This window comes from Nostoc sp. WHI, assembly GCF_015714725.1.
In the GTDB taxonomy this organism is placed as follows: Bacteria; Cyanobacteriota; Cyanobacteriia; order Cyanobacteriales; family Nostocaceae; genus Nostoc.
Window position 1 is genome coordinate 1 of sequence record NZ_WBKM01000264.1, and the last position, 3,567, is coordinate 3,567.

Annotated in this window: 2 protein-coding genes and 1 pseudogene; 1 reads left to right on the top strand and 2 read right to left on the bottom strand. The window is 42.4% G+C overall.

From position 1 onward, the window contains the following. Positions 1-190 (top strand): annotated as a pseudogene (locus F8S12_RS40990) (hypothetical protein); the annotation flags it as partial. 409 nt (positions 191-599) lie between these two features. Here F8S12_RS40990 and F8S12_RS26735 read toward each other — a convergent pair. Further along, on the bottom strand, positions 600-1,202 hold the full coding sequence (locus tag F8S12_RS26735; RefSeq protein WP_196519320.1) for a superoxide dismutase: 603 nt from the start codon (positions 1,200-1,202) through the stop codon (positions 600-602). Between the two features lie 651 nt (positions 1,203-1,853). After that, the gene (locus F8S12_RS26740) at positions 1,854-3,461 is read right to left on the bottom strand and encodes a bifunctional pantoate--beta-alanine ligase/(d)CMP kinase (RefSeq protein ID WP_196519321.1); all 1,608 of its coding nucleotides are present in this window, start codon (positions 3,459-3,461) and stop codon (positions 1,854-1,856) included. Positions 3,462-3,567 lie beyond the last annotated feature (106 nt).

Consider the following 3,567-nt stretch of genomic DNA (forward strand, 5'->3'; position numbering starts at 1 on the left):
GCTTCTGACTTTAGGGCTGTTGGGGCTTCTTTATAACCTGCAACCCAACACCCCACACCCTATACCCGCCCCAACGGGGCTGGTGATTCTCCATAAAGACATAACCGTTGTCCAAAGATGCAGAGAGATAATCTCTGAATGGTTAATAGACATGGGTCTGGAATTGAAGGCTTCCAAAACACGTACTTAATTATGAGTTTTTTTAAACTTAATTAACTTAACTTTACAAAATCCTTACCAAAAGCTCTGACTTTTCACGTTATGTGGATAAGTCCACGAAAACCTAACCCCCTAACCCCCTTCCCGACACGGGAAGGGCACGGGAAGGGGGAAAATTCAAAGTCTCTCTCCTTTTAGGAGAGAGATTTAGAGAGAGGTTTTTCAGATACCGTGAAAAGTCAGACCAAAAGCTCAGTATTGTTTTGGTTATAGCTATATGCCCATACAATATCTTCACAATGTGCTCCAGTCAAATAAAAACAGCCACGATAGAACTCGTGACTGTCAGTAAGTATTACTATTACTAAATTAACTGGTTGTTTCCGCTTTATATAGCTGTTAAAAGCCACTGTCACAACCAGTTAAAAACTAGCAGTTAATTAAGCTTTGGCTAAGTTTTCAGCAGCAAAGTCCCAGTTAACCAACTGTTCTAGGAAATTCTTAATGAATGCCGGACGGGCGTTTTTGTAGTCAATGTAGTAAGCGTGTTCCCAAACATCTAATGTTAAGAGTGCCTTCTGACCATGAGCTAGAGGGTTTTCTGCATTTGGTGTCTTAATCACCTTTAGCGTACCACCATCATCAATCAGCCAAGACCATCCACTGCCAAACTGAGTTGCGGCGGCGTTAGAGAACTCTTCTTTGAATTTGTCTAAGCTACCAAAATCTTTATCAATCTTGGCTGCGAGTTCACCAGTGGGTGCACCGCCACCTGCTGGCTTTAAGGAATTCCAGAAGAAGGTGTGGTTCCAAACTTGGGCAGCATTGTTGAAGATTCCTACTTTAGAAGAGTCCTTGAAGGAAACTTTGATTACTTCTTCCAGCGACTTATCCGCAAGTTCCGTACCTTCAGTGAGCTTGTTGAGGTTGTCTACATAAGCTTTGTGATGTTTGCCATAGTGATACTCGAAAGTCTCAGCTTTCATACCATGTGGCTCTAGAGCATTAATGTCAAAGGGTAGTGGTTCTTGTACAAATGCCATTCTGTGAAATCCTCTCTTTATCGGTTTCCAGTTTTAAACTATTGCAGAAGCTTAGGAAATTAACAGCTTTTGTTTTTAGCAGTTTTGTGTCCTTAATGAGGGAACATAAAACTTAACATCGTCATTCTACTACTAAAGTGAAGATCAAGTGAAGATGGAAAAAATTACTTAAGTTATTAGGACTTACGCACTGTACAAAAGAATTATGTTGTGTATCAACGTAAATACGTCGTTTCAGGTTTTTATGAATCATTCTTTGATTGTTGTAAACCCGCACGGTAGGGGCAATTCATGAATTGCCCCTACGACAAATGTGGTTTTTCAAATAACTCATATTTACTCTTTCTTGTCAATGCGTAAGTCCTGGTTATAAATATATAAATAAAAATGATTAATATTTCATAGCCAGAAACCGATAAATAATTAACACTTAGCAATTAAAGCTTTCATACTTCTACCTTGAGTATGATTAATTGCAATATGAGCAATCAGTCGAAAGCGAGATGATTTAATACAAGGCTTGATGTTCAACAAAGATAGCCAATAGTAAAATTATCTAATATTGTGTTTTTGGATACAGTTTTGAGGATGGTAGGTGAATAATCACTTACCACCCTTTTGAATTAAAAAACTAACAGCAAATTGTAATGATTACCGCTCAGATAAACGCTGCTGGTAGTAGTTAACAATTTTTGCGGTGACTTCAGATACATTCAGTCCATCGGTTTGAACTTCGATCGCATCCACTGCTTTTTGCAAAGGAGAAACTTTGCGTGTACTATCTTTCCAGTCACGTTCGGCAATATCCCGTTCCAGCTGCTCTAAACTCACTTCGGGTTGACCTTGTTTGTTAAAGTCTTGCTGGCGGCGACGGGCGCGTTCACTCACAGAAGCAGTTAAGAAGATTTTCACTTCAGCATCGGGGAATACATGAGTACCGATATCCCGCCCTTCAGCGACTAACCCACCTTTTTTACCCCAACTTTGCTGTTGTTTAACCAGTGCTTGACGTACAGCCCTTTGTGCAGCGATCGCCGATACTTGAGATGTTACCTCAATCGTGCGAATTGCCTGGGTAACATCAGTACCATTAATCCCAACCCGCACGGTGGATTGTAAATCCTGGGTGGGAGTCAGTTCAATTTTACACTGGTTAGTTAATTCAGCGATCGCACACTCATCGTCAATAGCAATTTTATTTTGCAACACTAACCAAGTAACAGCACGGTACATCGCTCCTGAATCCAGATATACCAAATTCAAGTTTGCTGCTACTTGACGTGCCACTGTGGATTTCCCAGCACCGGCTGGGCCATCAATGGCGATAATGGGTTGGCGATCGCGCAAGATGGTATTGTCAATCAAACGTGTAGAACCAAGACGAGCTGCGATCGCCACCATTCCTTCCTCCTCAACTTTTTCTAAAGACATCAACGTAGTCGGTTCAACCAATTCAATATATTCCACTAAAACCGTGCTGACCATTGCCACTTCTTGCTGTACCACTGCGATCAACTTGCTGCGATCGCGATCGCCTGCAATGAATGCAGCTTCAGCTCGTCGCAAGCCGCGACATAACACCGATGCTTCCTCTTTTGCCGTTGCAGTCAAATATTGATTACGAGAACTCAAAGCCAGACCCGACGCTTCTCGTACTGTTGGACAAGCAACAATTTCTACTGGCAAATTTAAGTCAGCTACTAGCTGTTTAATAATTGCCAATTGCTGACCATCCTTTTGGCCAAAATAGGCTCGGTCAGGCTGTACCAAGTTGAAAAGCTTGGTTACAATCGTAGCGACACCCTGAAAGTGACCCAGCCGAGAACGACCACACAAGCCTGATATCATAGCAGATGGGGGGATAACTTGTGTACCCGTTGATTCTTGTATACTTTTCGGGGGTATCGCGATTTCTTCCGGAGTCGGCGCAAAAATTGCATCTACCCCAGCTTGTTCGCAAAGTTGTTGGTCTTGCTCTAAAGTGCGGGGGTAGCGTTGATAATCCTCATTGGGAGCAAATTGCAGAGGATTGACAAAAATACTGACAATCACCGTAGAATTTTCTTGCCGCGCTCGTTGAATTAAGCTTAAATGACCTTGATGCAAATTTCCCATTGTCGGCACCAGACCGAGTGCCGTCTGGTGCCAACCAGTCATCTCATCTACTAGCAGATTCTCTGTAACTGCAATCAGCTTGTTTTCTGAGCAGCGTTTAGTTAAATAGCAGCGTAAAGCTGCGACTGTTGTCAGCAGGCGCACAAAAATACCCCTAGTTCTTATCGATCCCTCCCCCGTTAGTTTATATCTGAAAGAGAGGGAAGAGATGATTGAACTAGGGGAATTGTTATGGGAGTGGGGAGTGGGG